The sequence below is a fragment of the Synechococcus sp. PCC 6312 genome (assembly GCF_000316685.1).
In the GTDB taxonomy this organism is placed as follows: domain Bacteria; phylum Cyanobacteriota; class Cyanobacteriia; order Thermosynechococcales; family Thermosynechococcaceae; genus Pseudocalidococcus.
In genome coordinates, this window is record NC_019680.1 from 2,317,643 (window position 1) to 2,343,520 (window position 25,878).

General features: G+C 49.1%; 24 protein-coding genes and 1 tRNA gene. 14 read left to right on the plus strand and 11 right to left on the minus strand.

Features of this window, described 5'->3' with window-relative positions; translation table 11 throughout:
* The first annotated feature begins 151 nt into the window (after nucleotides 1-151).
* Genes SYN6312_RS21020 through SYN6312_RS21025 form a run of 3 tightly spaced genes read left to right on the plus strand, consistent with a single transcriptional unit; the run spans nucleotide 152 to nucleotide 705 of the window.
* A complete protein-coding gene (locus tag SYN6312_RS21020; protein ID WP_216594223.1) occupies nucleotides 152-400 on the plus strand; it encodes a nucleotidyltransferase domain-containing protein in 249 nt (82 codons plus the stop codon).
* Nucleotides 382-522, plus strand: a complete 141-nt coding sequence (locus SYN6312_RS19855) for a hypothetical protein (RefSeq protein ID WP_156804785.1) — start codon at nucleotides 382-384, stop codon at nucleotides 520-522. Before SYN6312_RS21020 ends, SYN6312_RS19855 begins: the two co-directional genes overlap by 19 nt.
* Nucleotides 523-705: a hypothetical protein gene (locus SYN6312_RS21025; protein ID WP_371257403.1), complete on the plus strand. Its 183-nt coding sequence runs from the start codon at nucleotides 523-525 to the stop codon at nucleotides 703-705.
* 150 nt (nucleotides 706-855) lie between these two features.
* Here SYN6312_RS21025 and SYN6312_RS11300 read toward each other — a convergent pair whose 3' ends face one another.
* The 4 genes from SYN6312_RS11300 to SYN6312_RS11315 form a co-directional block, all read right to left on the minus strand.
* The gene (locus SYN6312_RS11300; protein WP_172636052.1) at nucleotides 856-1,440 is read right to left on the minus strand and encodes a transposase; all 585 of its coding nucleotides are present in this window, start codon (nucleotides 1,438-1,440) and stop codon (nucleotides 856-858) included.
* 126 nt (nucleotides 1,441-1,566) lie between these two features.
* The gene (locus tag SYN6312_RS11305) at nucleotides 1,567-1,965 is read right to left on the minus strand and encodes a helix-turn-helix domain-containing protein (RefSeq protein WP_041431462.1); all 399 of its coding nucleotides are present in this window, start codon (nucleotides 1,963-1,965) and stop codon (nucleotides 1,567-1,569) included.
* 232 nt (nucleotides 1,966-2,197) lie between these two features.
* Nucleotides 2,198-3,961 carry an ABC transporter ATP-binding protein gene (locus tag SYN6312_RS11310; protein ID WP_015125014.1) on the minus strand — a complete coding sequence of 588 codons (1,764 nt, stop codon included), beginning with the start codon at nucleotides 3,959-3,961 and terminating at the stop codon, nucleotides 2,198-2,200.
* 422 nt (nucleotides 3,962-4,383) lie between these two features.
* The gene (locus tag SYN6312_RS11315) at nucleotides 4,384-4,587 is read right to left on the minus strand and encodes a hypothetical protein (RefSeq protein ID WP_041430830.1); all 204 of its coding nucleotides are present in this window, start codon (nucleotides 4,585-4,587) and stop codon (nucleotides 4,384-4,386) included.
* A gap of 262 nt (nucleotides 4,588-4,849) precedes the next feature.
* Between SYN6312_RS11315 and SYN6312_RS11320 the strand changes: the two genes are divergently transcribed.
* Nucleotides 4,850-5,644, plus strand: a complete 795-nt coding sequence (locus SYN6312_RS11320) for a DUF2993 domain-containing protein (RefSeq protein WP_015125016.1) — start codon at nucleotides 4,850-4,852, stop codon at nucleotides 5,642-5,644.
* A gap of 12 nt (nucleotides 5,645-5,656) precedes the next feature.
* Here SYN6312_RS11320 and SYN6312_RS11325 read toward each other — a convergent pair whose 3' ends face one another.
* The gene (locus SYN6312_RS11325; RefSeq protein ID WP_015125017.1) at nucleotides 5,657-6,829 is read right to left on the minus strand and encodes a DNA double-strand break repair nuclease NurA; all 1,173 of its coding nucleotides are present in this window, start codon (nucleotides 6,827-6,829) and stop codon (nucleotides 5,657-5,659) included.
* Between the two features lie 184 nt (nucleotides 6,830-7,013).
* Here SYN6312_RS11325 and SYN6312_RS11330 point away from each other — a divergent pair, with 184 nt between their 5' ends.
* The 4 genes from SYN6312_RS11330 to SYN6312_RS11345 all read left to right on the plus strand — a co-directional run bounded on the left by SYN6312_RS11330 (nucleotide 7,014) and on the right by SYN6312_RS11345 (nucleotide 10,656).
* Nucleotides 7,014-7,448, plus strand: a complete 435-nt coding sequence (locus tag SYN6312_RS11330) for a DUF3110 domain-containing protein (RefSeq protein ID WP_253276340.1) — start codon at nucleotides 7,014-7,016, stop codon at nucleotides 7,446-7,448.
* Between the two features lie 47 nt (nucleotides 7,449-7,495).
* Complete coding sequence (dusB, locus tag SYN6312_RS11335) at nucleotides 7,496-8,509, plus strand: tRNA dihydrouridine synthase DusB (RefSeq protein WP_015125019.1); 1,014 nt, start codon at nucleotides 7,496-7,498, stop codon at nucleotides 8,507-8,509.
* A 115-nt stretch (nucleotides 8,510-8,624) separates the two neighbouring features.
* On the plus strand, nucleotides 8,625-10,520 hold the full coding sequence (locus SYN6312_RS11340) for a sodium:proton antiporter (RefSeq protein ID WP_015125020.1): 1,896 nt from the start codon (nucleotides 8,625-8,627) through the stop codon (nucleotides 10,518-10,520).
* Between the two features lie 54 nt (nucleotides 10,521-10,574).
* Nucleotides 10,575-10,656, plus strand: a tRNA-Leu gene (locus tag SYN6312_RS11345).
* Here the strand turns inward: SYN6312_RS11345 and SYN6312_RS18980 are convergent.
* From SYN6312_RS18980 to SYN6312_RS11360, 3 genes are all read right to left on the minus strand, one after another.
* Nucleotides 10,638-12,605: an endonuclease/exonuclease/phosphatase family protein gene (locus SYN6312_RS18980; protein ID WP_083853519.1), complete on the minus strand. Its 1,968-nt coding sequence runs from the start codon at nucleotides 12,603-12,605 to the stop codon at nucleotides 10,638-10,640. The genes SYN6312_RS11345 and SYN6312_RS18980 overlap by 19 nt on opposite strands.
* 77 nt (nucleotides 12,606-12,682) lie before the next feature.
* Nucleotides 12,683-13,438: a TIGR02281 family clan AA aspartic protease gene (locus tag SYN6312_RS11355; protein ID WP_015125022.1), complete on the minus strand. Its 756-nt coding sequence runs from the start codon at nucleotides 13,436-13,438 to the stop codon at nucleotides 12,683-12,685.
* A gap of 253 nt (nucleotides 13,439-13,691) precedes the next feature.
* On the minus strand, nucleotides 13,692-14,513 hold the full coding sequence (locus SYN6312_RS11360; protein ID WP_015125023.1) for an undecaprenyl-diphosphate phosphatase: 822 nt from the start codon (nucleotides 14,511-14,513) through the stop codon (nucleotides 13,692-13,694).
* A gap of 147 nt (nucleotides 14,514-14,660) precedes the next feature.
* Between SYN6312_RS11360 and SYN6312_RS11365 the strand changes: the two genes are divergently transcribed.
* The 3 genes from SYN6312_RS11365 (at nucleotide 14,661) to SYN6312_RS11370 (ending at nucleotide 17,122) form a co-directional block, all read left to right on the plus strand.
* On the plus strand, nucleotides 14,661-15,386 hold the full coding sequence (locus SYN6312_RS11365; protein WP_253276341.1) for a DUF3120 domain-containing protein: 726 nt from the start codon (nucleotides 14,661-14,663) through the stop codon (nucleotides 15,384-15,386).
* Nucleotides 15,387-15,691: 305 nt separating this feature from the next.
* Entirely contained in the window at nucleotides 15,692-15,865 is a 174-nt protein-coding gene (locus tag SYN6312_RS19860) for a hypothetical protein (protein ID WP_156804786.1), read from the plus strand.
* A 78-nt stretch (nucleotides 15,866-15,943) separates the two neighbouring features.
* Nucleotides 15,944-17,122 (plus strand): PRC-barrel domain-containing protein, encoded by a 1,179-nt coding sequence (locus tag SYN6312_RS11370; protein ID WP_015125026.1) that lies wholly within the window; start codon nucleotides 15,944-15,946, stop codon nucleotides 17,120-17,122.
* Nucleotides 17,123-17,459: 337 nt separating this feature from the next.
* Here SYN6312_RS11370 and SYN6312_RS11375 read toward each other — a convergent pair whose 3' ends face one another.
* The gene (locus SYN6312_RS11375; protein WP_015125027.1) at nucleotides 17,460-19,598 is read right to left on the minus strand and encodes an Rne/Rng family ribonuclease; all 2,139 of its coding nucleotides are present in this window, start codon (nucleotides 19,596-19,598) and stop codon (nucleotides 17,460-17,462) included.
* A 623-nt stretch (nucleotides 19,599-20,221) separates the two neighbouring features.
* Between SYN6312_RS11375 and hpnH the strand changes: the two genes are divergently transcribed.
* Together hpnH and SYN6312_RS11385 are read left to right on the plus strand one after the other, a co-directional pair.
* A complete protein-coding gene (gene hpnH / locus SYN6312_RS11380; protein WP_015125028.1) occupies nucleotides 20,222-21,235 on the plus strand; it encodes an adenosyl-hopene transferase HpnH in 1,014 nt (337 codons plus the stop codon).
* Between the two features lie 149 nt (nucleotides 21,236-21,384).
* Nucleotides 21,385-22,968, plus strand: coding sequence for a TAXI family TRAP transporter solute-binding subunit (locus tag SYN6312_RS11385; RefSeq protein ID WP_015125029.1), 1,584 nt, complete (start codon nucleotides 21,385-21,387; stop codon nucleotides 22,966-22,968).
* On the opposite strand, the gene SYN6312_RS11390 is transcribed toward SYN6312_RS11385, so the two are convergent.
* The gene (locus SYN6312_RS11390) at nucleotides 22,965-23,942 is read right to left on the minus strand and encodes a DNA adenine methylase (protein WP_015125030.1); all 978 of its coding nucleotides are present in this window, start codon (nucleotides 23,940-23,942) and stop codon (nucleotides 22,965-22,967) included. The genes SYN6312_RS11385 and SYN6312_RS11390 overlap by 4 nt on opposite strands.
* A 476-nt stretch (nucleotides 23,943-24,418) precedes the next feature.
* Here SYN6312_RS11390 and SYN6312_RS18360 point away from each other — a divergent pair, with 476 nt between their 5' ends.
* Nucleotides 24,419-25,153, plus strand: coding sequence for a hypothetical protein (locus SYN6312_RS18360; protein ID WP_156804788.1), 735 nt, complete (start codon nucleotides 24,419-24,421; stop codon nucleotides 25,151-25,153).
* Here the strand turns inward: SYN6312_RS18360 and sfsA are convergent.
* Nucleotides 25,104-25,844 carry a DNA/RNA nuclease SfsA gene (sfsA, locus tag SYN6312_RS11400; RefSeq protein ID WP_015125033.1) on the minus strand — a complete coding sequence of 247 codons (741 nt, stop codon included), beginning with the start codon at nucleotides 25,842-25,844 and terminating at the stop codon, nucleotides 25,104-25,106. The genes SYN6312_RS18360 and sfsA overlap by 50 nt on opposite strands.
* Nucleotides 25,845-25,878: the final 34 nt, after the last annotated feature.

Here is a 25,878-nt window from a genome sequence, read left to right on the forward strand (position 1 = left end):
CTAAAGTGGGAAGGAATGTTAGGTTTCAGATCGATCCGACTCAAACATATGAATTATCCGACTCCCCTTCTGGATCAGAGCCAAGCCCAGCAACGCCAGCAACAAGAACAAGATCGGCTAACTACCCCGGCCAAAACTCTAAGAATGGCTAATAGAGTATGCCCGGAATTACGGTATTTACCAGGCCTATTTAGTTGGTTCTCTAACCCGTCCCTATCAGTTCACATCCCGATCCGATGTGGATCTTGCCGTTGAACAAATCAACCCCGACTTATTTTTTTCCGCCATAGCGCATCTGTCGGAGTTCCTAAAACGGGATGTGGATATTATTAACCTGGCCCAATGCCATTTTAGTGATCGCCTGCGGCAGGAAGGAATATCATGGACAGCGGTCAACTAATTTTATTCCAAGCCGACATTAACCAACAACAGACGATTGATCGAATTTTTATTCTGCTCCAAAATCGTGCCAAAGGCCTGGAGTCTGATAATGTCGAGAAGCTTGAAAGCCTGGCCTACTAAATCCATAACTTTTACTGTGCAGTGGAAGAGTTACTCAAGATAGTCGCAATTTACTTTGAAAATAATATTAGTGACAGCCCCCAATGGCATACCCAATTACTCGAACGCATGATGCAGTCTGTTCCTGGGGTTCGCCCTTCACTGTTATCCTGGGACAGTTACGAACAACTCAACAGCTTGTGAACCTTCAAGCACTTTTTTTGCCATGCTTACGATGTTCCTCTAGATTTTTTACAGTTAGAAGCTCAGTTCAAGAAAGTACTAGAAGTTAAGCCAATCCTGGATCAAGAGATCCTAGAGTTTTACTGCGAATGTAAAAATATTAAGCCACAATCAAAGCTCATGAGTTTCGATCCATAGCAACCCTAATTGGTTTTGGGAACTAGAGCAAACAGTAATAATTGATGAGAAGATACCATACATATTAAGCTGCGCAGAACGCAAAATAAAATGATTAATAAACGATTGAAATAACCACTTGACAGTTTTAAATGTTTTAAACAGATGCCAGACTTTTCTCAAGAAGTTTTTAGCTTGTAGCCACATCGCTTTAATTGGATTTTGTTCAGGCACATAGGGAGCTAGTTTAATATAATAAAGTGGCCAATGATGTTCAGGTTTATCTCCATTGACTTCACTTAAATAATTGCGAAACTCTTGACTGTCATGATAAGTAGCACCATCCCAAATCAGAATCAGTTTTTGATGGGGGTGAATTGTTCTCAGGGTCTCTATAAATTTAATCGTATTCACACTATTTCCTTTCGTATAAGCTCTCATAATGATCTGCCCTGTTCGGTAGTTAATTTCGCCATAATAGGTTTGTCTTTGTTTTGGATTAGAAATAGGAATGTGTACCCTGGTATCGATTTTTCCCCAGGTATATCCGCAGGTATCTCCCCAGACCAGATGACTCAATCCCTCCGGGAGACTACGCCAAAATCCAGGCAATAGACAACAGTTTCTTCAGATTCAATACTGGGACGATGTGCGTCTAAATACTGACAAATTTCCTTTTTTTAACGCCACTTTCTCAGGGTCTTTCTAAGGATAAGTCACTTGGGCTTTTTGCCAAGACAGACCTGCTTCATACAATAGGTTATAATAACTTGATTTAGCCGCACAAATGATATTAGAAGTTTCTAATATATACTCTTCTAGTTCTTCAAGATTACAATGATTCTGTTGTTTTAACCAATGAATAACTTGTTGTTTTTCAAAATTTGATAAATATCTAGCCTTGCCTTTGTAACCCAGTTTCAATGCGTTGATACCAGACAATAGAAAGACTTGTTTCCACTTCGTAATAAATCCTGACGAAACCTGGAGTAGAGTCATAATTTCTGAGTGAGTAAATCCTTGCAATGTCATCTTTACAGCCAAGGCACGCTTCATTTCTCTTGAATCTAGACAAGTCTCTATAAATTGATTTAATTCATCCATCAAATTATCCACCGAATATTAATATTGTCTCATATATAAAAACGGAATGCTATATATAAATATTTGTTGGTTAACTCCATAGCAAACAGTAATGATTCGTGAGATTAGTACGGAATTATTTGTACTTGCAAACTTTTGATTCCAGCCTAGACTTAATGAGGGGGTATTCCTTGTCAGGGCCTACGATGATCAATCATTCTCACAAATCAAGACGGAATGCTATATGTATTTTCTAGAGATTAGATTGCATTTGATGCCGTTGCCAAAGCTCTTGATACAGGCCTGGGGTTTGAATCAGTTCTGCATGAGTTCCAAATTGAACAATTGTGCCCCGATTCATCACTAAAATCCGCTGGGCTAGAGCGGCGGCTGAAAGTTGGTGGGTAATGAAAATAATCGTTTGCTGAATGGGTTTACTTTGGAGATTTTGAAGAATTTGGGTTGCAGTCTGATTATCCACACTCGCCAAGGCATCATCCAAAATTAAAATTGGCGCATCTAATAACAAGGCCCTGGCTAAGGCGGTACGTTGGCGTTGGCCCCCTGATAAGGTAATCCCCCGTTCTCCTACCACCGTCTGATATTCATCGGGAAAGTTAAGGATTTCATGGTGGATTTGGGCAGCTTGGGCAGCGGTTTCAATCTCTGGAAGCTCGGCCTGGGGATTACCGTAGCGAATATTGTTTTTGAGGCTTGTACTGAATAGAAAACTATCCTGGGGAACATAGGACATACAGGCCCGCAAATCCCTAACCCGAATTTGGGTAATATCCATCCCATCTAAGAAAATTTGCCCCGCACCAACATCCAACAGTCGGGGAAGCGCATTCGCCAGGGTTGATTTACCAGACCCAATTGGCCCGACAATGGCGACCGTTTCCCCTGGTTCAATCCGAAAGTTAACGTCCTCTAGGGCTGGGCGCGGGGCCTGGGGATAGGTGTAGTTGAGATGTTTAACCTCAATTTTGCCCTGAACTTTTTTTGAGGTTAAGGGAATAGCAGTTGGATCATCTTGAATTTGGGGATCCACCGCCAAGATAGCCTCAATTCGATCAATACTCACTTCTCCCCGCTGATAGGCTGTAATCGTAAACCCCAACAAGGCAGTCGGAAAAATCAACCGTTCAATGTAGAGCAACAGGGCGACGAAATCCCCAACTTGAATCGTATTGGCCGCAATCATCCGGCTGCCGAACCAGAGGAGAATCAACAGGCTTAAACTCACCATTCCCCCCAGCATCGGAAAAATCACGTTCCGGGTTTTGGCCAGGTTCAAGTTGGCGGCTAACAGGTCTTGATTCAGTCGGCTAAATTGCTGACGTTCATTTTCTTCTTGGGCATAGATCTTGATAACGGCCATGCCACTCATATCTTCTTGAATTAAATCACTGAGGTCTGCTAAAGCTTCCTGGGTTTCCAGTTGTTCAAGGCGCATTTGATTACTAAAGCCCATGACAATTAGTAACACTAACGGATAGACCGAAATCGCCCCCAAACTCAGGCCGGGATGAATCGCTAACATCACAGGTAAGGTCAAGGCATAGGCAAAAATGGTATTGACAAAACTGAGAACAGCAAAACCAACTAGGCGGCGAATATTATCCACATCACTGGTGGAGCGACTAATCAAATCTCCGGCCGAGTTCCGGGCAAAGTAGGCCGGATCCATCTTCAGAAGATGTTCAAAAATCTGTTGTTTGAGGTCAAATTCCACTTGACGGCCTGTGCCAAACAGCCAAATTCGCGAGGCCATCCGAATAAACCACATGATCGAGGCCATCCCCAGGAGGGCAAACACATAAAACAGAACTCGTTGATATTCAAACTGATCTTGGAGTTCATCAATGGCCTGGCCAATCAGCAGGGGTAAATAGGTGCCTAGGATGTTGACCACCAGCAGGGCCAGAATTCCCGCCAAGGTAACGCGCCAATGGGGCCGCAGATAGGTAAGGAGTTTTTGGAAACTGGACTGTTTACGGGGTGCAGAATATTTCATGGGTGTTGGTGCTGGCCCTCCCTCTCCCCATTCTAAGATGATTGGCCAGGGGGAACTTGGGTTCAGAGACTTGTGAGGGGGTGGCGACAATAGTGAGGCCTATGCCCTATCTCTCCCATAACCGGCCTGGATCTACGCGATGAATTGTCCCCAGGCCATACAGTCCGCTTGAGAATTGAGGATGAATTCCTATGTCTAGCCCAGCCCAAAAGATGATGCAAAGTTATTGACTGGCAGTCCAACTGTTTTACTGATGCTCCCTCGTCAAACAGTCGCACCAAAGGGACTATTTCCAGGCCGGGAACGTTTTTCTGGAAGTTTTGATGGCAAACCGATTCTGACTGCACCTAAGCTAACCCAGAGAATATCGGCCTGGAGCAATATCTCTATCCCTGCAAGCTCATCTCCCAAAAACTGGGGATTTAACCGAGGTAACTTTGGCGAGAAATATGCTTTTCAAAGGTGGCCTGGGTTTGCTGCAAGAGTTGCTCGCGACTATCGGGAGAGTTCTTGAGAGAAGGAACTAAATTCCGGGCCTGGAGTGCCATGTGAAGTTGAAGGTGAGCAACGTAATCACTCAAATCTTCCCGAAGGCTGGAAGCTGAGGCGGAAGTGTGGGACTGCAACGTGTTCTCCTTGATTAACACTCGACAAAAAAACCAAATTAACCAACGGCAGGTGGGGTATGAAACTTGGTTTAACGGTGTTGGCGTAGTTGCCATATTAGAAGTTAACACTTGCGGCCCTCAGATCTAAATTTCGCAATCATCTGTAACGTCAGCTTCACAGCCAGAATTTTACCGAGGGGCTTAACTTGCGAAAATCCGATCTCCAGGATCTCCAAACCCCCTATGATGGGACAGACCTTTTGGCTGGTGTTCTGCGTCCATGACTCGTTTTCCGGTAACGTCTGATCTGTCTAATCTTGGGCAACCTGCTCCCATTGCCCCAGAGGAAGCCCCGACCACCCAGGCTGATTTACCCCAAGCTCAGGATGTTCCCAGAGGTCAGCAGCGATTGATTCGGCGGGTCCTCACTCCGGCTTTGCGATGGTGGCTCCAAACCCAAGTAGAAGCAGTTACAGAGTTAGAAATAGACCTACAGGCCAAGGATCAACAGGTTTTGGCCGGCTATTTACCCTTAGTGCGAGTGTTGGCTGTGGGGGTAATTTTCCAAGGACTTTGTTTAACCCAGGCCCGACTCCAGGCGGAAAATATTCGCGTCAATCTGGGCCAAGTGCTGCGGGGGAAACCCTTAAAGCTTCTCGAACCCATCCAGGCCTGGGGTGAACTTCACTTGACCTCCGCCGATTTTCAACAATCCTTGGACTCAGACCTGATGCGTTCGGCTCTGCGGGATTTGATCTGTATTCTCTCCAAAGAATTAAATCAGCCCTTACCCACTGCATTAGCCACCCTCCAAGTTGCGGAAGCCACAGTCAATTTTGGTCATGGGGCCTTAGACTGCACCTTAAATTTGCTGGGAGAACAGCCCTTCACCATCAGCTTTGCCTCAGAAATTGGTTTGGCCAGTCCCCAATGTTTAGAGTTTCGGCAACTGCGGGCCTTTGGCTTAGAGCCCCAAACCATTCAGATTAACCTGGGGGAGGATGTCCATCTGGAGTCTCTATGCTTAACTCCCGAAAAACTGACCTGCGAGGGTGGGCTAACGGTTTTCCCCTAATCACCTGGGCCATTAGGCAATACTCTGGCGTTTGCGACGTTCTTTCGGGGAAGGGGCAACCTGCTTTAGGCCGGCTTTAATCAGTTCTCGCTCCAAGAGGGCAAAAAAACGGGCCCGATCCCCACTGCGAATCACCGCTTGATTATGGGCTTCAGCGAGGGCAACGGGATAGCCATAGCCTTTTATCACTTGGGCCATCGTCAGACTGAGAGCCTGGGTTAACAGTGTTTGATCCTCAACGACCCAACGGGGAAACTCCACCCGCACGACTTCTGACCCCACATGGAAATAGCAAAAGAAAATTCGCTGCTGGCCATAGTCCTCTAAGATGCGGGCACGACTTTGCCAGAGGGGTCCGCGCTGACCCGAAGATAGTTGGGTTTCCCACAGGCCAGGATCCTGAAGGCCCGTAAAAATTTGGCAGGGTGGGCGGGTTGGGGCGGGGCAATGGTCTTGACAGTGGGGGAGAGGATAGGGGCAGGCCTGGAGGCGGAGGTAATTCAGGGTTTCACTACTGCGGGAAGCACTCAGGTAGCCAACAATCGGAATTCTGGCAGTTTCAAGCCGGCCCCAGGCCTGGAGAATAGGCTCTAGCAACACCTGCCGGGCCGCATTAGGCAAAGATTCCCAGGCCCAGTGAATCAAGGAACCATCCAGCATCAGCACTGTCGGTAGATTGACCGGATCAGCCAATGCGAGTTCAACTAATTGCAAAATTTCTAACTGTGTGCGTTTGTGGCGCATCCATTCTGCCGGTGTAATTCCCCAGGCCTGGGCGGCATAAACCTCGGCTTGAGTATAGAACACCTCCGCCACGCTATCCAGCAAGGGATAAAGATTGCTGCCATAGTCCAAACGCACTCGCCCTACGTTAATTAGATAACAAAAAGCAATTTCGTGATGACTCGGGGCAATTTGGGAGCCATCCGTAGCCATAACCCGATGTTGAACTGGAGCTGGGGGAATCGTAACTCTTTCGGTGAGCGGCGTTGCTGGCCAGGCCGGGGTAAACCGCAACTGGTTCTCATGGGCGGCCAGGGACTCGCTAAATTCAGTCTCTTGGCCTTGGGCCTGGGCCAGATAATCACCGGCCAGTTGTAATTTTAAGGCGCGGGCCTGGGCTTCCTGGTAAAAATGCTGGCCTAGGGCGGTGACTTGCTGGGCCACTTGATTGAGGTTCAACATCTTCATCCTCCTCAGAAACATCTGCAAGCCAAACCGCCAAAATTGGGCCATGACCCCGCCGGGCCTGGAATATTCTCCAATAATAAGGACTCTAACCCAACTCAATCCTGAGAATACTTGGCAGCCGCTGATCTATTTCTTTGAATCAGCCCCGTCATTTGTAAACTAGAAGCAGTATTAAAAATTGATTCATGCCATTATGCGAGTCTATGTGTTGCTGTTTAATCCGGGCACTGAAAATGAAGGAATTCACTCCTTACAAATGGGAGATCGGAACCTGATTCTGATGTTTGCCGATGAAGATGATGCCACCCGCTATGCCCTGCTCCTCGAAGCGCAAGATTTTCTCACCCCCAGTATTGTGGGTGTAGATGAGCGGGAAATTGAAGAATTCTGCCAGGCCGCTGACTATGATTGCCAAGTCGTTCCCGCTGGATTTATGCCGACCAATGATGCCGAACGTTTATTCCTCAGCCCTCCAGAGCGGAATGTGGCAGAAACCGACTGGGAAACGGAGCAAAGTCACGATCATGATCCAGAACTCTCTGACTACGAAACCTTGGAAGTTGAAAATCCCGAACTCGATGCCCTCCGCCGCCGTCTTGAGAAATTGCTCTAAACCAAGCCTAAATTTTTTTGATCATTGAGTTTTGCCAGGCCCCAGTCATGCTAACCCTTCCCCCTGAATTAAAAACCCGTCTGGCGGCTCCCCTGATGATTGGATCATTGCCTGTCTATAGCCGCGTCTTGCAATCCCCCCTCTCTGGAGTCACTGACCTGGTTTTCCGGCGACTAGTCCGGCGATATGCCCCAGAATCCATGCTCTATACCGAAATGGTCAATGCCACTGGCCTGCACTATGTCAAAGACCTGCCCCAGATCATGGAAGTAGAAGCCCAAGAACGCCCCATCAGTATTCAGTTATTTGACTGTCGCCCCGATTTCTTGGCAGAAGCGGCGGAAAAAGCCGTTGCCGAAGGAGCCGATACGGTGGACATCAATATGGGCTGTCCGGTGAATAAAATTACCAAGAATGGCGGTGGTTCCTCTCTCCTGCGACAACCTGAGGTGGCGGCGGCCATTGTCCGGGCGGTAGTGGCGGCCGTAGATGTCCCGGTTACGGTCAAAACTCGGATTGGTTGGACGGATCAAGAAATTAACATCCTCGACTTTGCCCAACAGATGCAGGATGCTGGAGCCGCGATGATTACGGTTCACGGCCGTACCCGCGCCCAAGGCTACAATGGCCCAGCCCGTTGGGAGTGGATCCGGAAAGTTAAGGAAAAACTGACGATTCCCGTCATTGCCAATGGCGATATTTTCTCGGTTGAAGCCGCAGTTCAATGCCTCCTGGAAACAGGGGCCGATGGGGTAATGTGCTCGCGGGGAACCTTGGGCTATCCCTTCCTAGTGGGAGAAATTGATCAGTTTCTTAAAACCGGACAAGCCAAACCAACCCCCACTGCCATTGAACGCCTCCAGTGCGCCCGTGATCACCTGATTGCCCTTTGGGAGTACAAAGGCTTGAGTGGCATTCGCCAGGCCCGGAAGCATCTTACCTGGTATGCCAAAGGATTTAGCGGCGCGGCGGATCTGCGGGGCGAACTCTGTTTAATTGAAACCGTTGAACAGGGTACTTTCCTTCTAGACCAGGCCATTGCCCGACTTGGCCCAGCTTAGGCTCAAGAGGCCGCTGTCTTATTTGATCGGCTTTTGATGTTTTTGAGGAGACAAAATAGAATTCACTCCCTAAAATGAGGCCAACAGGTCAAAACCGAATTTCGGAGGTGACTGGATGGATCACAACCTACAAGTTATGGTGCTGGTGGTCTTGGCGGTGGTTGCTGGGATCGGGGCCCAAGTCCTGGCCAGTGTCTTGCGGTTGCCTAGTATTGTCCTCTTGCTGACGGTGGGGATTGGCCTTGGCCCGAGTGGCTTAGACTGGCTGCACCCTCAACTCTTAGGAGATGGCCTGGAAGTCCTAGTCCCGCTCTCTGTCGCCTTGATTTTATTTGAAGGGGGGTTAACTCTCGAACTCCAACGCAGTGAAGCGGAAGTGACCCGGAGTATTCGCAATCTTGTCACCATCGGGGCAGTTATTACCTTGGTGGGAGCAACCTTAGCGGCCCATTGGAGTGGGGAATTTCCCTGGCCCATTGCAGTTCTCTATGGATCCTTAGTCGTGGTGACAGGACCAACGGTGGTCGGGCCCTTATTACGGCAAGTTGGGGCCGAGCGGAAACTAGGGGCCATCTTGGAAGGAGAGGGGATTTTAATTGATCCCTTGGGGGCCATTTTGGCTGTAGTCGTCCTCAATTTGGTTCTCAGTCATGATCTTGATCCCTGGAGTGGGGTGATGAGCTTAGGCATCCGCTTGGGAGTTGGGACGCTAGTTGGCTGGACAGCAGGTTGGGGATTGAGTTGGTTTCTCCGCCAGGCCCAGTTTCTCTCGGATGAATTACGCAATCTCCTGGTCTTGGCCTGTGTTTGGGGCACGTTTACCCTCTCCCAAGTCCTGGTGAGTGAGTCGGGCCTAATGACAGCGGTGATGTTGGGGATTACCCTCCGCTGGGCTGAGATTCCGGGGGAGCGGGTTTTACGGCGGTTTAAGGGACAACTGAGTACTCTGGCCATTTCTGTTTTGTTTGTCCTGTTGGCGGCAGATTTATCCGTCTCCAGTATGTTTGCCTTGGGTTGGGGAGGGCTGGGTACAGTTCTATGTTTGATGTTTATTGTCCGCCCCCTGAGTGTGTTTGTTGCAACCTGGAAGAGTGGCCTGAGATGGCAGCAAAAGGCATTTTTGGCCTGGATTGCCCCGCGGGGGATTGTGGCGGCTTCCGTCGCTTCTTTATTTTCGATTAGTTTGACCAATGGGGGTATTAACGGGGGAGATGCAATCAAAGCCCTTGTCTTTTTGACCATTCTCTTAACTGTCTTTGGCCAAGGCTTAACGGCAAAACTCTGGGCAGACTTTCTCCAGGTGCGGGCCCACGGGAAGAGTGGCGTGATCATTGTTGGTTGTAATCCTCTAGGGCGGTTATTAGGGCAACTCCTCCATCAATGGGGCGAGCTAGTAGTCATGATTGACAGTAATCCAACCTATTGTCACCAAGCCCAGGCCGAGGGGTTAACGGTTTTTGTCAGTAGTGCCTTGAACTCAGAGGTTCTCCGTCAGGCGGGTATCGAAAATTTGGGTACCTTTTTAGCCATCACGAGTAATCCCGAAGTGAATCGTGTCTTGAGCCAACGGATCCGGGAAGAGTTTCAGCCCCCACGGGTTTTGGCGGCATTTTCCAGGGTAGATCAGCCCAGCAATGAGATCACAGAGCTATCCCAAGGGATTGACACGGCCCTGAGCCAAAGCCTGAATGTGAAAGATTGGAATGAGTATATCACCGCCGATTCCATCCGCCTGGGGGAAGTCACCTTGACCGCCGAACGTCTGGATATGCAATTGGCCCATCTATTGGCCCTAGTCAAGTCGGAAAAGCTCTTACCCCTGCTGTGGATTCGCGCCGAGACCGTGCGGGTTGTTCAAGGGGATATGGAATTTCAAGCTGGGGATCAAGTTGTTTATCTCCTCCACACCCCTAAACCCGACTTTCTAATGCCCAGCCCAGTCACCCGCCCCTTAGAAATCAAAACCGTCTTGGCCAATGCCCATCTCTCCTTTGTAGAGCCAAAAACCTAGCTTGCTCCAGCCCACGGAAAATTCAGGTGAATGGGTTAAAATGGGAAGACATCAGCGGACGTGGCGGAATTGGTAGACGCGCTAGATTTAGGTTCTAGTACTGCAAGGTGTGTGGGTTCAAGTCCCTCCGTCCGCATTTATAAGTAAACGACAAACAACCGGGTCATGATCGCTAATCTGGGGGCTAAATTCAGCGTTGAGATGGACAATATCCACAGCCGCTGAGGTTGGGTTCGTTTGCACCACATTTTGACTGACCCAGATGTGATCTAACTGTTGGGAATTACCTTCGTAAATGTAACTGTATTGCTCCACCTCTGGTAAACGCATTTGGGTCAGGTTGGCGAGGTTAGCCGGGGTCTGGCTGAGTTGTTGTAAAGGCAGAGAGAAGGCAAAATCATTCATATCCCCAAGGAGAATAATTCTGGCCTGGGGTTGGCGTTGTTGAAGTTCCCCAATGAATTGCTGCAAAATTTGGGTTTGGGCCATCCGCATCTCCTGACTACCCAGGGTTGGTGGCTGATTCAGTCCCATCAGTGGTTCATCACCTCGCTTTGATTTGAGATGGACATTGATGGCATAAATTGTTTGATCCTGCCAGTGGAATTGGGCAATGAGGGGTTTGCGGCCCGCCCGCCAGGCCGGATCTTGTGGACGAATCCGCCCCGGATTATGACTGAGGCCGGTCGTTGAAATTTGAACGGGAGTTTGACTCTGGCCTCGGCCATTCGGACTATTCACCAATGTTAGGCGTTCGGGGTTGTAGAGAAAGGCGGTACGAATATTCCCACCGGACTGGCCACCATCTTGATTGTTGATTGGGGCAATGTCTATGTAGTTATATCTGGGGCCACCTTCTTGATTGATCTGTTCCACCAGCAGTTGGGCCGTTTTTGTTGCGCTGACAATCCCATCATCAAGGCTGCCACTATCATCCTGAATTTCTTGGAGGGCAATCAAATCAGGGCTATTTAAATTCTGATGAATGGCCTGGGCAACTAGGTTGATCCGTTCTGGTTCTTGGGCACTCAGGTTTTCAACATTGAAGGTGGCTACGGTTAAATGGGTCTGATCACCTTTGAGGCGAGTGGTTTCCGGCATGAAGTTGCGAGAACTAATGGGTTTGAGGGATTGCTTGGGGTCAAGGAGAACTTCGTAGTTGCCCAAGTTATAGGTGAGGATTCCGGTTAAGTTAGGGAGACGATCTCCGACTTGGAGGGCTGGGTGTTGTTGGGGCTTGCTCAGGAGTTTGGGGTTAATCCGCATCCGTTCCGGGTTAAAATCACCATCCAAATAGGGACTCTGACTCAACGCTCGAATGGTAATGCCGCCCCGTGAGTTCATGCCGGTGGCCTGCTGCCCCCCTTGACTCACGACAAAAAACTGATTGCGGAAATTTTGAGGGCCGACCACTTGCGGTTGGAGAATAGTGACCCGCATTCCTTCTAAAGATTCGTAAAAGTCTAGCCCCCGGGCCTGGGGATTGAGTTGAACCGGGGTATTTTTCAGTTTTGTGGCCGGGCGATAAATAATTTCTGTGGGTGGGTTACTCAGGGCAATTGGAGTGGGTAAAGGCTGGTTTTCGCTCAGGACTTGAATTTCACCCTGACAACTGATTTGGGTCAAGGGCAACTCCCCAGGGGCTTGTTCTGGCTGATATTCTTGAGCGCGACCCCGCACCGCGACTCGGTTCCCAGGCCTGACTGTGGGGGCAACATTCGTAAATACAAAGAGTCCCTCTGAAGTCCGGGGGGTAGAATCAGGTCGCTCAGATTGGAGATAAAAGCCCCGCTGATCCAGGCCCGTGACAATACCAGTTGTGGTAACAATTTGTCCAACTTTGCGAGAAAAATGCTCCTCTCCTTGAATTTGATGAATAGGTGTGATTTCTCCAGATAGGGTAATAACCGGACTGGAGAGACCATTTGCGCCCAACCAATGCCCGCAGCCAATCACCAGGCCAGCTACGAGAATCCCTAAACTGCCATAAAGCCACTTTTTTTTGCCTATGGCTTGAGCTGTCGGCCAAATATGAGACAACAGGTGATGAAAAAACGTTTCGCCGCTTCGTAACTTCCCCATCATTTTCCCAGGCCTGGTCAGGTGTATCTCCTCCTACCCTTACCTTGAAAGCCAGCAATTCCCAGTTAACCAGAGCACTTTTAGGGATGTAAATGAAATTCAATTTGATCCCGGCGCAAACTGACATCAAACCGCTGGAGGAAATCTTGCCCTAAGAGGCCCACGCTCATTTCCGGCCCCGCCACGGCCACCGGAATTTGTTGCGTCACCAGCCCCCCCACATCCATACTACCGACAAAAACAATTGGCAAGCGGACTTGACCATTGGCCGTATTAAAAATGGCGTAATCAACAATATTGGCGGGGGTAATTCCGAGGGCACTGGCCATCGGGCGCGTAATCACAGTCATGCTAGCCCCAGAATCAACCATCATTTCAAAGTCACGGCGGCGGTTAAATGTGACATTAATCACCGGAATCCCATTTTGTCGGCGTTGAATTTGCACCACACCCAACAGGCTAGGATTAGGAGGAGTTGACCGAGTCGCCACAGGGGCAGAGGTTGGCGGCTTGGTGGGGCGGAATTGGCCCATCTGAACCAGTTCTTGGCGATATTGGCGCAGGGCTGATGCTTGATTTGGATTGGCCTGGATCATTAAATCCACGACCCGAATGGCCTGGGCCCAGTCTTGATTACCAATGGCCTGATAAAGCTGATCTTGGAGGGAGCGTTGCCCTGGTTGGGTCAAGCCTGCCAGAGGAGTGAACGTTACCAGGCCAGTGAGGCAGGCATTTAAGAGGAGGGCCTGGGAAAAACCAAAGGAAAAGCGCATGATGAGGGATGGGTTAGGAAAAAGAGCTTTAACCAGGGGACAAACCCACAACGTTTTCATCATATCCTCTCCTGCATATTGCCCCATAGAAGCGGAAATGAGCCGGCTGCTACAAATTAAGTCAGACTTTATAAGTCAGGCATTTAGCGGATTAAAATCATTCCTGCGCCTTTGAACTCAACTATTGCCTTAGGCAGACGGTTTTGTCCCAATACTCTTTAAGTTGTTAACCTCTCCCCATCCCAGCCTTAATGGCGCAACCCAACACCCCCACCCTGAGATGCCATGGGCTGCGCGAAATTCTTGATCCTCCCTATTACCCCCGCAACCACCCCAGGCCAACAGACAGCAAGAGGGCAATTCCCAGCCCAAACCGATACCAAACAAAGACCCAGGCCGATTTCTTCCGCAGATATTGTAAAAGCCAGGCAATGGAAAGGTAGGAAAAAATAAAGGAGGAAATAATTCCCACCAGGAGGGGAACCGCCATCGCCGTTTCTTGAAGGACATCCCTGGCCTGGACAAGCGTGGCAATGGTGAGAGTCGGAATCCCTAAGAGAAAGGAAAAGCGGGCTGCTGTATCTCGTTTAAGTCCTAAGAAGAGGGCTGTTGTCAGGGTTGAGCCGGAGCGGGAAGCCCCTGGTAAGAGCGCAATGGTTTGTCCCAGGCCAACCAGAACACCATCAGACACCTCCAGGTGATCAAAATCCCGTTGGCGTTTTCCAACCTGTTCGGCCAGGCCGAGTAAGGCCGCCATCACTAAAGCCATGACTGCAATCAGCACTGGAGATTCTAGGTCTATCCCGATTTTTTTGAGGAGAAAGCCCATCCCCAAGGCCGGAATTGTGCCAATGACAATCCCAATAAAAATTTTCCACTCCTCAATTTGCCAATTTTTTCCTTGCCAGGCCTGCCACGCACCCGCCAAGACTTGCCGAATATCCCCCCAGAAATACCAGAACACGGCCACGACACTGCCAAATTGAATGGCATCCAAGGCCGGCTTACTCCAGACATTTTTCCAGCCAAAAATATCCGTAAAAATGATCAGGTGGGCGGTACTGCTAATGGGCAGAAACTCTGTAATACCCTGGACAAGACCCAAAATGATCGCTTGGAGCCAGCTAAATTCAAACATATTTGCAAAAACTCAAATTAAAGTATTAAGTTTAAATACCCCTGGGGGGGATAGCCTATTTAGACATTTAACTCTGTGATAACTTAGGGTAAGTATATACAAAAGTTAATATTCTCTCATCATTTACCCCCTTCAGTGCTGAATACCTTGTCTGCCCTAATTTCTGCCGCTTCTCTAGCTACCCCGCTCCGCCCAGGCCTGGATGGCTCTCTTGCCTATCATCCCCGCTTACTGATGGCCGTGGCGGGTTTCTTAGTCTCAATTCCCGTGTTTTTCCAGGCCCCCCTTGTCCGGCTTTATCCTTGGGTAAGCTTGGGTTTGACACCGCTCTTGTGGGGATTGGCTGGGTGGTTGATCCTCTCAAAACGGGGGCCGGCCTGGGGGGATTTACTTTTCGGGTTTAGCTGTTGCTGGTTAGCAGGCTCCGTCTATTGGGGCTGGTTGCGGTGGGAACCCCTCTGGCATTTACCCATTGAAGCGTTTGCTGTTCCCCTCGTGACCTGGCTCCTATGGCGGGGGCAGTTAAAAATTGGGGGATTATTCTACCTGGGTTCACTATTGGGAACGGCAATTACAGATTTATATTTCTATCTTATTGATGTGATCCCCCACTGGCGGTCGGTGATGCGGGTGGAAGCCGCCCCAGATCTGGTCATGGGAATTTTTCAAGATGCGGTCATTCAGGTTCAAACTTTTAACGGTCAGTTCTGGGCCATGCTCTTGGTTTTAATCCTCGTGGGTCTGACCCTGGCTCCCTTTTTTGCCGTCAATCTCCAGCGGCGACAATCCCTGGCCTGGTGGGGGTTTATTGGGGCAGTGGGCAGCACCCTACTGGTTGATGGAGTATTTTGGGTTGTTGTAGTTGTGCAGTAATCGTAATTCCCGATATCTCTATCGCAATCCTGATGGAATTTGGACCATGGGGTATTGGTTTTGCTGGAGTCACAGCCTTGAATCGTTCTTGACTCAGGTAAGATTGCTGTATTTCTTGAACAGGCCCTTTCATACACTCATCTTTTACCTGCTTAGAAACTCTTGAATCCTGTCTTTAAAATCAATTAACTCATACATTTTAATCCCCACCTAATACCTAATTTCAAGCATCTCTATGTCACGCTTACTTATATAGCCACTTGATCGAGTAATCGGTCAAATTTGAAACCATTGAAGAGAAAAATATGCCAAGACTCGTAGGTAAACAGTCAAATGGTAATTGGTTTGCAGGAATAACTCTTATTTTGACAATTGCAGCCTTGGGATACCTAGAATATGCTGGAGCAATCAATCTTATTACTGGCATCGGTCTAGATAATAAGCTCAATGATCAGCCCCAACAGCAGCTAAATCCCTAAAGATTCGATCAACCTTCATCCGCATTCTAATCAATCTACATGATTCGATCACGACCTTAATTGATAGGAGTACTAGAAATGTATAAGGGTAGAGATTTTATCGGTAAGCCCTTGGTTTGTTACGAATCAGGTGAAAAGTTTGATAAGATTGAAGACTTAATTTTTGATCAGAACAGTAATCAACTCTTGGGATTTCTTGTTAATGAGTCCAAGTGGTTTTCATCGACTCAAATTTTATTGCTAAAGGACGTGCAGGTCATTGGCCCCGATGCCGTGATTACACCCTCTAAAAGTACCATTGTAGCTGCCAAAGAAATTCCCGAAATTCATTATGTAATGGAACGGAATAATATTCTCAACGGGACTCGAATTCTTACTGTTGATGGCCATGATTTAGGCGTTATTGTTGACCTTTATTTTGATGAGAAAACAGGACAGGTAGAGGGCTATGAGGTTTCTGGAGGATTATTTGCCGATACCTATTCTGGACGTTCATTTGTGCCTGCGTTGCAAACCTTGAAAATTGGTCGAGATGTTGCTTTTGTCCCGACTCAGACGGCTCAATTGATGGAAGAGCAAGTGGGTGGCATTAGAGGAGCCATGCAGACTGTTACAGATAAGGTACAAGAAACGGCTCAAGGCACTGGTGATAAAGTTCAGGAGTTAACCGAACAGGTTGTCCATGCGGTGGCTGGTTTTACAGTTGAGCAGGCCCAAGGACGACGAAGCCAGCAGTTTGTCCGGGCCAAAGAAGGTTCAATTATTACGGCTCCAGGTCAAATTGTCACCGAACTGATCATTGAGCAAGCTAAAGTTACGGGCAAAGAAAAGGAATTACTCGAGGCGGTTGGTTTGACGACTCAAGGTGCAATGCGAGATCAGGCTGGTCAATTTATGACTGAAGCTGGAGATCGCCTCAAGTCCACTGGTGAAAACACGGGTGAGACTCTGCAATCGGGGGCGAAAGGTCTCTGGAGTCAAATCAAAGATTCGGCTAAAGAGATACAGGAGATGGGAACTGAAGCAATTGAGAAAAAACGGATTCAAGGTGCTCTTGGCCGGGCCGTAAGCCGAGTGATTCTTGATCAACAGGATAATGTGATTTTGAACGTGGGTGAGTTGATTACCCATCAAGCCATTGCAAGTGCTCGCCAAGCTCAAGTTCTAGAGTTATTACTTAGCTCAGTTTACACGGATAAACCTAACCTTACCCTTGAAGATATGCGAGCTCCTCATGCTGGTAGAGATGCCCTCTAATCTTAATTACAGCCCATTTCATTAAGTTTATTGTCGAGTAATTTCCTTGCTTATTAGCCCATGCCTAACCCTAAATAGGTAACGTTCTATAGCGTTACGCAAACTGTTCTGAGAGAGTCAAAATCTTAAAAGGACTGCGCCTAGAAAGGATTTTCTGACTGATCCCAATAAGGGCCCTAAATGAGTAACCCTATAACGGGTACTGGACAAGGAGTAAGGCGCATCAACCCATAGACTAATACCTTTATTAAGCAAAATGAGGGACACCTAAACAAGACGATGTCCCTTTGCTACCGTGCTGACCATCTGTCAACGTTAAAACTTGAGGCTCTCGCAACTAGCGAATCTCAGTTCCGAAAGAAAGCTGTTCATCCCCCCCAGTGGTTCGCCGCCGCCGCCGCCTGACTCCTACGGCCAAACTTTCCGGTGTTTCAGATTCAAGGGATGTTTCAATAATTGGGGCTGATTCAGTCTCCAGGGCCTGGGGTAGCATCACATCTAATGCTGGGTTCATAACGGCTGGCTCCACCACTGACAGGCTCTCCAGAGGAGACTTAACGGCATCATGAAATTCCTGAGAGGCCACTTCTTCAGGGGCATAACCACTGGCTGGCTCCTCTCCCCGTTGGCCGGGAATAGCGGCTCGGCTGATGGCTGGGGGGGGAACTGGGGCCTGGCCTGGGGCGGCAACAGAGACAATTGTGTTACGAGGGGATTTAACATCTCCGGTGTAGAGCACAAGGGGTGAAATTCCCATCAAAGCGTAAACATCCTGCTCAACCGTTGTCATCGTCACATTAATATGTTCAGGCGGCTCAATGGTGCGGGGGCGGGGGGTGGGTTTCCGACTCGGACGGCTACCAGTTTCGCTGCGGGGAGTCTCTGGCAGGACAATCCGGGATGTTGTCGCGGGTGCGGCCTCAGTCCGGGCTGTTTTAGCCACCGTGGCCGTCACATCTAGGGGCGGAGTAGAGTCTGGGCGGCCGCGACGGGGCAAGCTCCGAGATGGGGTTGGGGCCTGGCCTGGGGGAGAGCTGATGCCATTACTAACCCGAGGCCGTGTTGATCGCCGCCGGGAACTGGATACTTCTTGGTAGCCAGGGTGGTTTGTTAATTGCAATTCAATCCCATTCCCACTGCCTAATTCTGGACGGTTTTGCACCTCTAGGGGACGGGATCGAGTCTCAATAATCCGCGGTGGAATGACCCGCTCGACAATTTCCCCAGGACTGTCATCGGGATAGCCGGGTAAATGGACTAAATGGCCTAAGCCCCCACAACTACGACAAGGACGACCAAACAACTCATAAATATTTTGCCCTTGGCGTTTGCGGGTTAACTCCACCAGGCCCAGTTCTGACAGTTGGGCAATTTGAGGACGTGCTTTATCAGCCCGCAGTGCCTTACTAAAATGCTCCAAAAGCTGCAACTGATCCCGGCGGGTATCCATATCAATGAAGTCAACAATGATCACCCCGGCCAAGTTCCGCAGCTTGAGTTGGCGGGCAATTTCTGTCGCGGCCTCACAGTTTGTCCACAACACCGTTTCCCGAGCCGTTGCTGAACGAGTAAAGGAGCCAGAGTTGACATCAATAACCGTTAAGGCCTCCGTTGGCTCAATAATCACATATCCCCCGGAAGGCAAGTCCACTCGTGGCTTTAAGGCTTCGCGAATGGCCGCATTGACTCGGAAATAGTCCAAAATCGGAATCGCTTCTTGGTGGTAGTCAATTAACACCCCCACGGGTAACTTACTTTCGTTCCAGGCCATCAGGTTTTGCTTGACCCGCTTGACACTCTCCGGCACATCCACCACAATCCGGTTGACATCAGAGCTATAGACATCCCGTAAAACCCGCTGGACAAAGTCATCATCCCGTCCCAATAAGGCTGGGGCCCTGGTGGATTGGGCCTGTTGCTGAATCGTTTCCCATTGCCGTTGGAGAGCCTCTAGATCCTCAAGAATCGCCTCCTCGGCCACGCCTTCTGCTTCTGTGCGAACGAGTAATCCCATCCCCGCAGGTTTAACCAAAATAGCTAAAGCCCGTAAGCGATGCCGTTCTGCTTCACTAAGAATCCGCCGTGACAGGTTAACCCCGCGTCCAAAGGGCATCAGGACTAAGTACCGCCCCGGTAAGGAAATGTTCCCCGTCAGCCTGGGTCCCTTATTGCCCGTGGGTTCCTTCATCACCTGGACAAGCACTTTTTGCTGGGGAGTTAGCAGTTCTGTAATTGCCCCCGCCGACCGCCGTAACCGTAAGGGGCCGAGATCTGTAACATGAATAAATCCGTTTTGGGTGGCATCTCCAAGGTTGATAAAGGCGGCATCAATCCCGGGCAAGACGTTTTCGACAATCCCCAGGTAAACATCACTAATTTGATAACTACCTGAGGCAACAATGAGTTCTTGAATTTGATCTTCTGAAATCACAGCGGCCAGGCGATGCTGTTCCGCAATAATAATTTGTTTCGACATTAAGATTTTCCTGCACGATGGGGAAAAAGCCAGGGATGACTGGGAAAGCGAGACTGTTAACGCTACACAACTGGCTGCTAGGTTCTGAGTCTGGATCAATGGGGTGATGATCGTTGCCGTCAACCAGGCCAAGTCCGTGGCTTGGAAATGATCTACCTAATAATGCTTTGGGGGAATTGCGAGTCAGCAAAAGCTAAGAAAGTCCAGGCCTAAAAGCCAGCCCAACAGCGATGTCCAGATAAATCTGTTAAGGAAGCTGTAGCAAGTGTCAGTGGTGACAAGTCAAGAGGTTACAGTTCCAAATTTTTATGGCTTTACCTAGGAGTCTCTAACCCAGGCCCGGAGTCTAAACAAAACCTTACCCCGTCACCATAATCTCCAAAAACCAGAACGGGTGGCATAATCCAGTTATCCCGATTGAATCGAATTATAGCGATCTGGGGGGAACTTGGCTAGGGGGTGGGACGAAAAAATTAACTAGAGTAGTGTGCCAGTTCGCAAACCTGTTGGGACAGTTGCCCGGCTATTCAGATTAAGCGTCAGGATACTATATTTAAGCAATGTGAACATTTGCAAATTTTGCCAACTAGTTCTGACCTGAAAGGGTGGAGGAGCACGGATCCATGGGTGTCACGATTAAGCAAGCCGTAGAAATTGCCACATATATTATTTCCAAACGATTCCAGGGCCAAAAGCGTTTTCCCCTCACCTTAATGCTCGAACCCTTGTTTCGCTGCAATTTGGCCTGCACGGGTTGTGGCAAAATCCAACACCCCAATGAAATCCTTCGCAAACAACTTACTCCGGAAGAATGTTTCCATGCGGCCGAAGAATGTGGCGCGCCGGTGGTGGCCATTCCTGGGGGCGAACCCTTGCTCCATCCCCAAATTGATGAAATTGTCGCTGGCCTGGTGGCGCGGCGGAAGTTTGTCTATCTCTGTAGTAATGGGATTCTGCTGGAAAAAAATCTGCATCGATTCCAACCTTCCCCCTATTTGACCTTTAGTATTCACCTGGATGGCCTGCGAGAGTGGCATGACAAATGTGTGGATCGCGAGGGGGTTTTTGATACGGCCGTCCAAGCGATTAAAGCCGCCAAAGCCAAAGGGTTCCGGGTCACCACCAACACGACCATTTTTGAAGGGGCCAACGTGGCCGAAATGCAAAAGTTCTTTGACTTTGTTTCGACCTTGGGTGTGGATGGGATGATGATTTCCCCGGGCTACGCCTATGAGTGGGCCCCAGATCAGGAGCATTTTCTCAAGCGGGACCAGACCAAGCAACTTTTCCGAGAAATTCTGGCTCCGTTGTACTCCGGGCAGAAAAAATGGAATTTCAACCATAATCCCCTGTTTTTAGACTTCCTGATTGGTGAGAAGGATTATGAATGTACCCCTTGGGGAATGCCGAGTTACAGTGTCCTGGGCTGGCAAAAACCCTGCTACTTGCTGAATGAAGGGCATTACCAAACCTATAAGGAGCTTTTAGACGAAACAAATTGGGACAACTACGGGCGGGACAGTGGCAATCCCAAATGTCGTGATTGCATGGTACATTGCGGCTATGAACCCACGGCGGCTTTGGATGCCTTTAATCCGGCTAATATGGCTCGGGCAGCGGGGAGTCTCTTGGGTTAACCTAATTTCCTCTCCAAGATTACCCAAACGCTGGCTAATTCTTCTACACTAATGAGTACGCAAATGTCTTTCCCTAGAGTCACTCTGGCTGCTGGGGATTTTTACTTTTTTGGAATAAGTTTTTAGTAGGAGTGCGGGAATTTAAAAGGGTGGTAAGGCAGGACTGGCATTGGGAAGGACTTGGGCTAGCCGGGGGCTGTTTGGGCCTGGGATTGGCCTGGGGTCTGGTGGGCTGTGGGGCTGGGAACTCAACAGTGCGCCTCTCCAGTGGTCGTCCCGATAGTTTTTACCATCAGTTAGGAGAGAAAATTACCCAGGTCACCCAGGCCGAGGTGGGCTTGAATCTGGAAGGTCTACCGTCTTCCGGTTCAACGCAAAATTTAACCCGACTCCAGGCCCATCAGGTGGATTTTGCCCTGACTCAGTTGGATGTGGCGGTGGCGGCGATGGAGAAGCGGCAAATTAAGGCGGTTGCAGTTCTATCCCAAGAACCGATTCATGTGATTACGACCACCACATCTGGGGTGCGGAAATTAGCAGATTTACAAAATCGGCAAGTTGGGATTGGCCCGCCTGGGGGTGGCCCGAGTTATACTGCCAAGGTGATTTTTGCCAATCAAAATATCCAAGTTCAAGCGGATGAGAGTCCCCTCGACCAGGCCCTCGATAAATTAACTAAAAATCAACTGGCAGCCGTAGTCTATGTGGGCAGTGTGGGGGGAAATTTAACCCTGCGGCAATGGTTCAAAACCCAGGCCAACCTGAAGCTCATCTCAATGCCCCCCAGTTTAATTAACTACCTCTCAATCCGGGAGCCCGATGCCTATTTTCCCACGCGGATTTTGCAGGGTTCCTATTCCGCTAATCCCCCGATTCCCCCTGAGGATATTGCCACCTTCAGCACCTCAACGGTCTTGGCTACTCGCGCAGATGTCAGTGATCAGGTTGTGGGGTTGGTGACTTGGGCAATTTTGGACTCGGCGCGGGAGTTTGCCCTGTTTTATCCCGAATTACAAACTGGGGATGCAACCCGTTTATTGCAGCAGGGCCTGTTCTATGTCCATCCAGCGGCTAGTGATGTTTATAAATCCGGTGATCCCCGCAGTGCCTGGGTGCGCTATTGGGAAAATAATAATGATCTCCAGGCCGGGGTGATGATCCTGGTGTTGTCCAGTGTGGTGGGGATTGTCTTGCAGTATTGGCGATATCAGCGTTCCCAAAAGGTGATGGCAATTACGACCAAGCGGATTACGGAATTGAAACAACTCTTACCGGATTATCCTGACCAGGCCTTGCAAGGAATTGAAGAATTAAACCAAGAACAGCGATTGATGTTTATTGATGGCAAAATTAATGCCGAAGCCTACGACCAGGCACAGCATCGCGCCCAACGGTTTTCGGAGCAGTGCCAAGTTTTAATTCAAGAGAAACGGAATCAGGCAATTTTGAAGACTTTACTGTTAGTGGATGACTGGCAAGCCACCCTACAAACCAGGCCGGAAGAGGCCTTAACAAAGCTCAAGGATCTGCGTCTGAGTTATCGACAAATGTTGATTGAGAATCAGGTGAATATTCAGGATTACATTGAATTAATGGAACTCACTCTGATGTCCTTAACCACCTTTGCGCCCACCTATGTGAGTGAATATCCCCTCATGGAGCCGCTCACTCATTTGGAGGGTGATTCCCGGCCGAGTCAAACACCGTCAGCAGTGATGAATGAGGATCGTTAGCCAATTTGCTCAGGTAATGTTTCAACAAGATAGTTGAGGATCAACAGTTCACTGACCGGGCCGCGTTTGCTGGGGTTACTATTGATGGCCCGCTTGGCCTGGAGGCGGTAAATCTGAAAGGAATCATAGAGGGTTTCAAAAAAGTTATCCTCTGGATCTTTATTGTGGGGATCGGAGTTACTCAGGAGCAGTTTGGCCCCGCGCTGATCTAACTCTCGCGCAAAGGTTGCTAACCGGGTTTGTTCGTGATCCGTAAAGTTACCTTGGGCATAGGCTTTGAAGCTGGCAGTTTTGCTAATCGGGCGATAGGGGGGATCAAAGTAAACAAAGGTTTGAGGGTTGACAAAGGGGCGAATGAGTTCAAAGTCACCTCGCAAGATTTTTACAGACGATAGGAGTTCGGCAACCCGTTGGAGATTGTCCGGTTGACAAATTCGCGGTCGAATATACCGCCCAAAGGGAACATTAAACTCACCTTTTTGATTCACCCGAAATAGGCCATTAAAACAGGTGCGATTCAAAAAAATTAATTGGGCTGTATGCTGAATTTCCGGGTCGGCTACACGGGCATAGTTAATCTTAGTTTGGGTTTGGTTAAAGGCTTGGCGAATGGCATAAAACATGGCTTCCCGCTCGGACTCAGGGGCCTGGAGATATTGGCTTTCTAGGATAGCTAAGGCTGAAATTAATTCCCTAACTTGGGCTTGAATGACCCGATAGGCTAGGACAATTTCTGGGTTGACATCGGCAATGATTAGATTTTTGACAGGATAGTGTTGGGCAACTTCTAAAAATACGGCCCCACCACCGATGAAGGGTTCAATATAGGTTTCAATTTCACCGTTCATGAGTGCCAGGGGGAGGTAGGGAATGATTTGCCCGATGAGTTGGGATTTACCACCGGCCCACTTGAGAAATGGCCTGGCCTGGGGGTGTAGAGCTTTGCGGGTTCGTAGATGCAGAGGACGCGGCAATTGACTGCCCTAGAAAGCATTTTCATCATCCTATCTCACCTCTCTTGAGATGCAAACCATCGTCACTGGCCTGGGACTGAGTGAAGGAATCTAACTTAAAGCGCATTGATGTCGATGTCTCGGCGGTAGTCTTAAAGAGGTCGCGATTAATTATCGAGTGGTATCCTTTAAGCATGAACTCATTTTCCTAAGCAAGATTCATTCCGAGGTAAATTAGGGGGATGTCTTTTTTAAGTCTCAACGGAAATCTTGATATATCAATATGTGTAGGCTGGGCTGGGATCTGTCCCATTGACAGTTGATTAAGCCTAGGTTTAGTCTGTTTGAATTGGGAAATGCCCTCTCAATTTCAAACCATAATTTTGAATCATGATCGCCGCTTTTCAGTCAAGATACGAGATAGTAAGATGCGGAAATCAGTGCCTCTCCCCCTTAATCTTTTCAGGTTTAGGCCTTTACTGGACAGGGTATTTTTATTGCAACAAGCGAATCAGCGATTTTCATGGCGATGGCCATTAACGCGACGGGGCACATTGGTTCTGGGCACTGCTCTTTTGGGGCTGGGGCTATGGGAGACAGAGCCAATTTTGTTGACGGCAACCATAAGTGGAATTGGGACATTACTCCTTGTTCACCGCCGCCACCCGGCCATTCCCGCTGTCCTCAACCAGGCCTGGCAAGTCTCCCATTCCCTCTGGCGATTGGGTCAACACCATCCCTTGTTTTTAGCTGGAGTCTTAGCCAGTGGCGCAACCTTAGGTACCTATACAGCCCTAAAAATATGGCAAGATAGTCCGAGTCCGTGGATTGGTTTGGGTTTGGTCATCCAAGGCTTGGGCGTACTAGGAATTTTCTGGATATTGATCACCCTTAACCAACGTCAAACCGAGCAGAACAGCCAGACCCAGTGGCAAACTCTCTTGACGGATTTGGCTGATCCTCAAGCTCTCAAGCGTTATTTGGCCATTCGGCAACTCCTGTCTTTGGCAACGGATCCCCAAAGAGTCAATATTTTCCAAGAGGCCTTGTTATTGCTGATCCCCCATGAACCGGAACCCAAGGTCAAACAAGCAGCGTTGGACGTTCTCACACACCTGCCTGGCTCTTTTCCCCAGGTGTCCAAGTCCTATTTCTCCCCTGCCTTACCTACTGCTGCTGCCCCTAAAATTGACAAGCTGCCCGTCCGCAAAACTGAATCCCAGTGGGTGTAATTTCAAACCGATAGGGTAAAACTTCTAAGCCCCGCTCGCGGGCCTGGCGCAGTAGTTCACCATAGGTTGGATCCGTTGTATCTCCAGGAGCAAAGTTGGGACAGTCGCCACGGTTAATGAAGTAGAGCATACAAACCCGCGCAGTTGGAATTAATGCCATCAATTCTCGGAGGTGTTTCTGCCCACGGGTAGTAACGGTGTCGGGAAATAAGGCCAGTTCCCCAGTGGCCCAGGTTGTACTTTTGACTTCCACATAGGTGGGGCGTTGCTTGGGGCTAGTTAAGAAAAAGTCAATCCGGCTGCGTTCTTGCCCATAGGTGACTTCTCGTTTAATCTCGGCATAACCCGCTAATTCCGGCAAAATTCCTGCGTCTAAGGCGGCGGCAACAACGCGGTTGGGGAGACTGGTATTGACTCCGAACCAGGCCGGGCCATTGTCATTCACTTGAATCATCTCCCAGGTATAAGCTAACTTGCGCTTGGGGTCTGGATGATAGGAAACCTGCACCGGACTCCCAGGAGTCGAAATCCCCGTCATTGGGCCTGTGTTTGGGCAGTGAGCGGTAATTTCCTCCCCTGTTGTGAGTTGGATATCCGCAAAGAAACGCTTGTATCGCCTCAGTAAAATCCCCGCTTGTAGGGGTGGGTAGGGATAAAGCCACGGATTAGGATTAGGGTGAGGTTGGGACATGGATCAAGTATAAATAGGGGCAGGCATCACCCGT